The organism is Mycobacterium sp. E740 (genome assembly GCF_001672895.1).
Classification (GTDB): domain Bacteria; phylum Actinomycetota; class Actinomycetes; order Mycobacteriales; family Mycobacteriaceae; genus Mycobacterium.
The window spans coordinates 1-6,732 of sequence record NZ_LZKP01000219.1 but is presented as its reverse complement, the minus strand read 5'-3'; the positions used below and the strand labels follow the sequence as shown (position 1 = coordinate 6,732).

6 protein-coding genes are annotated in these 6,732 nt (G+C 69.1%); all 6 read left to right on the top strand.

All coding sequences use genetic code 11. From position 1 onward, the window contains the following. Positions 1–1,191, top strand: a 1,191-nt coding sequence (locus A5663_RS21220; protein WP_197503512.1) for a M18 family aminopeptidase, incomplete at its 5' end; no start/stop codon positions are given. A 14-nt stretch (positions 1,192–1,205) separates the two neighbouring features. After that, positions 1,206–1,547, top strand: a complete 342-nt coding sequence (locus A5663_RS21215) for a VOC family protein (RefSeq protein ID WP_068153702.1) — start codon at positions 1,206–1,208, stop codon at positions 1,545–1,547. Positions 1,548–1,602: 55 nt separating this feature from the next. Continuing rightward, positions 1,603–3,873, top strand: a complete 2,271-nt coding sequence (purL, locus tag A5663_RS21210; RefSeq protein ID WP_197503513.1) for a phosphoribosylformylglycinamidine synthase subunit PurL — start codon at positions 1,603–1,605, stop codon at positions 3,871–3,873. Further along, positions 3,870–5,594, top strand: a complete 1,725-nt coding sequence (locus A5663_RS21205) for an alpha/beta-hydrolase family protein (RefSeq protein WP_068153699.1) — start codon at positions 3,870–3,872, stop codon at positions 5,592–5,594. The genes purL and A5663_RS21205 overlap by 4 nt, the downstream gene beginning before the upstream one ends. Beyond that, positions 5,594–6,217, top strand: coding sequence for a CPBP family intramembrane glutamic endopeptidase (locus tag A5663_RS21200; protein ID WP_068153698.1), 624 nt, complete (start codon positions 5,594–5,596; stop codon positions 6,215–6,217). The genes A5663_RS21205 and A5663_RS21200 overlap by 1 nt, the downstream gene beginning before the upstream one ends. Further along, the coding region (locus A5663_RS21195) for an SDR family NAD(P)-dependent oxidoreductase (protein WP_156744596.1) at positions 6,214–6,732 on the top strand (519 nt) is incomplete at its 3' end. The genes A5663_RS21200 and A5663_RS21195, both read left to right, overlap by 4 nt.

Below are 6,732 nucleotides of genomic sequence, written 5' to 3'. Positions count from 1 at the left end.
ATCGCGACCGCGGGCGACCGGCTGCGCGAGGCCGGCTTCCGCGAACTGTCCGAGGCCGCTCAGTGGCCCGCGCACGGGAACTTCTTCACCGTGCGCGCCGGCTCGCTCATCGCCTGGCGCAACACCGACCCCGGCCTGCCGTTCCGCATCGTCGGCGCCCACACCGACAGCCCCAACCTGCGCGTCAAGCAGCACCCCGACCGGTTCGTCGCGGGCTGGCGGGTGGTGGCGCTGCAGCCCTATGGCGGCGCCTGGCTGAACTCGTGGCTGGACCGCGATCTAGGCATCAGCGGCCGGCTGTCGGTGCGCGTCGGCAACACCGTCGAGGATCGGCTCGTCCGGATCGACGAACCGATCCTGCGCGTGCCGCAACTGGCCATCCACCTGGCCGAGGACCGCAAGGCCGTCGAGCTGAACCCGCAGCGTCACCTCAACGCGGTGTGGGGCGTCGGCGGCGGCCCGCGATCGTTCCTGGATTTCGTCGCCGGGCAGGCCGGCGTGCGGTCCGACGATGTGCTGGGTGCGGACCTGATGACCCACGACCTGAGCCCGTCGCGGCTGGTCGGAGCCGACCGCGACCTCGTCAGTGCGCCGCGGCTGGACAACCAGGCGACCTGCTATGCCGGGCTGGAAGCGTTTCTGGCCGCCGAACCGCAGGGCCACCTGCCGGTGCTCGTGCTGTTCGACCACGAGGAGGTCGGTTCGCAGTCCGATCACGGCGCCCAGTCCGACCTGCTGCCGACTGTTCTGGAGCGCATCACGCTGACCGAAGGCGGCGGCCGCGAGGATTTCCTGCGCCGGTTGGCAGGCTCGATGGTGGCCTCCGGCGACATGGCGCACGCGACCCATCCCAACTACCCGGAGCGGCATGAGCCCGGGCATCTCATCGAGGTCAACGGCGGGCCGGTGCTCAAGGTGCAGCCGAACCTGCGCTACGCCACGGACGGGCGCACCGCCGCCGCGTTCGCGCTGGCCTGCGCTCAGGCCGGCGTTCCGCTGCAGCGCTACGAGCACCGGGCCGACCTGCCGTGCGGGTCGACGATCGGGCCGATGACAGCGGCGCGTACCGGCATCCCGACCGTCGACGTGGGAGCGCCCCAGCTGGCGATGCACTCGGCGCGGGAGTTGATGGGCGCGAAGGATGTCGCGGCCTACGCCGCGGCGTTGTCTGCGTTTCTGTCGGCGCAGTGATCTATGGTCGGCGCATGACACTCAATGTGGAGATGGTCACGTTCGACTGTTCGGATCCCGACACCCTTGCCGGCTGGTGGGCACAAGCCGTCGGCGGAGAGGTGAACGCCGTCGCCCCAGGCGAATTCGTGATGGTGGCCCGCGAACAGGGCCCCACATTGGGCTTTCAGCGCGTGCCCGATCCGACACCCGGCAAGAACAAGGTGCACCTGGATTTCCATGCCGCCGATCGGGAGGCCGAGGTGACTCGGCTGGTCGGTCTGGGAGCCAGCGAGACGGGCCGCAACAACTTCGGCCCCGACTTCGAATGGGTGGTGTTGGCGGATCCGGAGGGCAACGCCTTCTGCGTCGCCTGAGCGCGGCTCCGGCACTGGATAGACTGTCGCGGTGACGTCTGGGGCGAGGCAAGAGGTGGACACCGTCGAGAGGGCCGCCGCCAGCCCGGATCAGCCGCAGCCCTACCGCGAACTCGGTCTCAAGGACGACGAGTACCAGCGGATCCGCGAGATTCTGGGCCGCAGGCCGACCGACGCCGAACTGGCGATGTACTCGGTGATGTGGAGCGAGCACTGCTCGTACAAGTCGTCGAAGGTGCACCTGCGCTACTTCGGTGAGACCACCACCGACGAGATGCGCAAGACGATGCTCGCCGGCATCGGCGAGAACGCGGGTGTCGTCGACATCGGCGACGGTTGGGCCGCCACGTTCAAGGTGGAATCACACAACCACCCGTCCTACATCGAGCCCTACCAGGGCGCCGCAACCGGCGTCGGCGGCATCGTGCGCGACATCATGGCGATGGGAGCGCGCCCGGTCGCGGTCATGGACCAGTTGCGGTTCGGCGCGGCCGACGCGCCCGACACCCGCCGCGTCGTCGACGGCGTGGTGCGCGGCATCGGCGGCTACGGCAACTCGTTGGGGCTACCCAACATCGGCGGCGAGACCGTGTTCGACGCGTCCTACGGCGGCAACCCGTTGGTCAACGCGCTGTGCGTCGGGGTGCTGCGCAAAGAGGACCTGCATCTGGCGTTCGCGTCCGGGACCGGCAACAAGATAATTCTGTTCGGCGCCCGCACGGGTCTGGACGGCATCGGCGGGGTCTCCGTGCTGGCGAGCGAGACCTTCGGCGGTGACGAAAGCGGGCCCGGCCGCAAGAAGCTGCCGTCGGTTCAGGTCGGTGACCCCTTCATGGAGAAGGTGCTCATCGAGTGCTGCCTCGAGCTCTACGCCAATGACCTGGTGGTCGGCATCCAGGACCTCGGCGGCGCCGGGTTGTCCTGCGCCACATCTGAACTCGCTTCGGCCGGCGACGGCGGCATGCGCATCGAGCTGGACACCGTGCCGTTGCGCGCGGCCAACATGACGCCCGCGGAGATCCTGTCGAGTGAGTCGCAGGAGCGCATGTGCGCCGTGGTCACGCCGGAGAACGTCGACAAGTTCATGGCGGTCTGCCGCAAGTGGGAGGTGCTGGCGACGGTCATCGGCGAGGTGACCGACGGCGATCGGCTGCAGATCACGTGGCGCGGCGAGACCGTCGTCGACGTCCCGCCACGCACCGTCGCGCACGAGGGTCCGGTCTACCAGCGACCCGTGCAGCGCCCCGACAGCCAGGATGCGCTCAACGCCGACACTTCCGCCACGTTGCCCCGGCCGCAGACCGGTGCGGAGCTCAAAGCGACTCTGCTTGCGCTGCTGGGCAGTCCGCATCTGTGTAGCCGCGCTTTCATCACCGAGCAGTACGACCGCTATGTGCGCGGCAACACGGTGCTGGCCGAGGACGCCGACGGCGGCGTGCTGCGCGTCGACGAGAGCACCGGACGTGGCATCGCGATCTCGACCGACGCATCAGGTCGCTACACCGCGCTAGACCCGTACACCGGCGCGCAGTTGGCGCTGGCCGAGGCGTACCGCAACGTCGCGGCGACCGGCGCGACCCCGATCGCGGTGACGAACTGCCTGAACTTCGGCTCGCCGGAGGACCCCGGGGTGATGTGGCAGTTCAGCCAGGCGGTGCGCGGATTGGCGGACGGCGCTGCGGCGCTGGGCATTCCGGTCACCGGCGGCAATGTGAGTTTCTACAACCAGACCGGGACCACCGCGATCCTGCCGACACCGGTCGTCGGCGTGCTCGGCGTGATCGACGACGTGAAGCGGCGCATCCCCACCGGGTTCGGCGACGAACCCGGCGAGACGCTGATCCTGCTCGGCGAAACCGAAGACGAGTTCGACGGATCCATCTGGGCGCAGGTCACCGCCGATCACCTCGGCGGACTGCCCCCGAAGGTGGACCTGGCTCGCGAGAAGCTGCTCGCCGATGTGTTGAGCGCCGCGTCCCGCGACGGGCTCGTCTCAGCCTCGCACGACCTGTCGGAAGGCGGCCTGATCCAAGCTGTCGTCGAGTCCGCGCTGCGTGGTGAAACCGGTTGTCGCTTAGTGCTTCCGGAAGACGCCGACCCGTTCGTGCTGCTGTTCTCCGAATCCGCGGGCCGGGTGCTTGTCGCCGTTCCGCGCACCGAGGAGAGCCGGTTCCGCGCCATGTGCGAGGCCCGCGGACTGCCTGCCACCCGCATCGGCGTCGTCGACCAGGCCAGCAACGCGGTCGAGGTTCAGGGCCTGTTCACCGTCAACCTGGAGGACCTGCGCAGCACGTCGGAAGGTGTGCTGCCCGGGTTGTTCGGGTGAGTGAGCACACCCGACGACGACACCCGATCTATGTCTGGGCGTGGAGCCTGGTCCGCCTCGATTTCGTCGGGGTCGGCTTCGGCGCGTTGTTCTTCTGCCTGTCGCTGACGCCGTCGCTGCTGCCGCGGGACTGGCTGTTCCAGGGTCTGATCGGCGGCCTGAACGCAGCGATCGGCTACGGCATCGGTGTCTTCGTCGCAAAGATGCTGCGGCGCTTCGTGTTACGACGCCGACCGTGGTGGCCACCGCCGAAGCGCGTGCTGTGGGCGCTCAAGACCGCCACGGTGGTGGTGTCGGTGGGAGCAAGCGTGCTGATGCTCATCCCGGCGGCCGGCTGGCAGCGGCAGGTCTCGGCGGAGATGGGCCTGCAGGGCCCCACCACGCTCGGGTACCTGCGCACGGTGATCATCGCCCTGCTCGTCGGCGGGGTGTGCGTCGCCACCGCGCGGGTACTGCTCGACCTGATCAAGACGATGGCCCGGTTCTTCATCCGGCGCTGGCGGATGGACGACGAGGTTGCGCTCTTCGTCGGCACCGCGATCGTCGTCGTACTCGCGATCACGCTGATCAACGGTGTGCTCGTGCGAGGCTTCCTGGCCGGCGCGAACCGGGTGTTCCAGCCGCAGAACACCACCACCAGAGCGGGCATCGTGCAGCCCGTCGCTCCCGAAAAGTCCGGTAGCCCCGACTCTTTCGCGCAGTGGGACACCCTCGGTTTCCAGGGCCGCAACTTCGTGGCGACCGGGCCGCACGCCGACGAGCTCACCGAGCTGAACGGGGCGCGCGCCAAAGAGCCGATCCGCGTTTACGTCGGGCTGCATACCGCCGACACCGACGAGCAGCGGATGGCGGTGCTGCTCAGTGAGCTCGAGCGCACCGGCGCGTTCGAGCGCAAGCTGCTGGTGATCGTCCCCACCACGGGCACCGGCTGGATCAACCCGGTGGCGGCGCGGGCGTTGGAGATGATGTACAACGGCGACACCGCGATCGTCGGCTCGCAGTACTCCTTCCTGCCGAGCTGGATCTCGTTCGTCGGTGACCGGCAGAAGTCGATGGACTCCGGCCGCATGATGATCGATGCGATACACGAACGCTGGCAACAACTTCCGCCGGATCGCCGGCCCGAGCTCGTGCTGTACGGGGAGAGCCTCGGTTCCATGGCCGGCCAAGGAGCCTTCGACTGGATCCCCGACATCGCGCGGATGGGATTCTCGTCGGTGTTGTGGGTGGGCCCGCCGAACGCCAGCCCGCTGTGGCGGGCGATCACCGAGCGGCGCGACCCCGGAACCCCGGCGGTCGAACCGCGCTACGACAACGGTCGTACGGTGCGGTTCTCCCAGGGCACGGACTCCGCGCAGATCGCCCGCGATACTGCCCAGCCGTGGGAGGGTACGCGGGTGCTGTTCCTGCAGCATCCCTCAGATCCCATCGTCTGGTGGTCGGAGGATCTGCTGTTCACCCGGCCGGACTGGCTGCGCGAACCACCGGGACGTGACCGCACGGCGTCGATGCGGTGGTATCCGATCGTGACGTTCTGGCAGGTCGCTGCCGACATCACCAACGCCGGTTCGGTGCCCGGCGGACACGGCCACAACTACGGTGACTTCGTCCTCGACGGCTGGGCTGCGGTCGCGCCGCCCGACGGTTGGACGCCGCACGACACCGAGCGGATCCGCAGGGCGCTGCAGAAGACCGAAGCCGAAGACGGACCCGAATACTGATGGGCGCGAGCAAGTTCCGTGCGGCAACCATGGCCGTCGCGATGGTCGGGTGGAGCTTCGTCGCGCCGCGGGTGCGGTTCCATCCGATTGCCAACGCCGCGCTGGGTACCGCCCTCTACGCGTTGGCCCGGCCACCACTCGGTTTGCGCCCGCCCGCATTGTGGTCGGGACTGCGCTACGGCCTGTCCGCGGGCGCGGTGATCGCTGCGGGGGTGGCGTCGGCGACCGCGATCCCGCCGGTGCGACGCGGAATGGCCGCGCGTGAACTTCCCGAGCATCCGCTGCGGTGGATGGCGTTCGACATTCCCGTCGGTACCGTCTGGCCCGAGGAGATCGCCTACCGCGCGACTCTGGGCACCGCCGCGGAGAACGCGTTCGAACCGATCGGCGGTCGGCTGCTGCAGTCGGTGGCGTTCGGGCTGTGGCACATCATGGACGCCCGCATCACGCGCAATCCGGTGCTGGGCACGGTGCTGTTCACCGGCGTCGCGGGATGGGCGTTCGGGTGGCTGCACGCGCGGTCGGGCAGCCTCGCCGCGCCGATGCTGGCTCATCTGGCCGCCAACGAGACCGCGGCGTTGGCGGCGCTGGCCGTACAGCGGCACATAAAGTCCCTCAGATGAGCATCTCCGACCGCGCCGGATCGCGCACCTTCGTCGTCACCGGGGCGGCGTCGGGTATCGGCCTGGCCACCGCCCAGCGCTTGCTCGCAGAGGGCGGCTCCGTGGTGGGGGCCGACCTCGCCGAACCGCCCGAGGATCTCGGGGACGCCTTCGAGTTCGTCCGCGCCGACATCACCGACGAGGCCGACGTCGCCGCGGTGTTCGCCAAAGTGCCGAGCCGTCTCGACGGTGTCGTGCACTCGGCGGGCGTGGCCGGCGGCGGCCCAGTGCACCTGCTCGATCGCGCCGAGTGGGACCGCGTGATCGGAGTCAACCTCACCGGGACGTTCCTGGTGGCGAAGGCCGCGGTGGCGAAGATGATCGAACAACCGCGAGTGGACGGTGAGCGCGGGTCGATCGTCACCCTCGCCAGCGTCGAGGGCCTGGAGGGCACCGCGGGCGGCAGCAGCTACAACGCCGCCAAGGGTGGCGTCGTGTTGCTCACCAAGAACATCGCCGTCGATTACGGCCCGAGC

Excerpts from the sequence above, each read along its gene's own strand:
- A5663_RS21215 (WP_068153702.1), top strand. The coding sequence starts at position 1,206 with ATGACACTCAATGTGGAGATGGTCACGTTCGACTGTTCGGATCCCGAC.
- A5663_RS21200 (WP_068153698.1), top strand. The coding sequence starts at position 5,594 with ATGGGCGCGAGCAAGTTCCGTGCGGCAACCATGGCCGTCGCGATGGTC.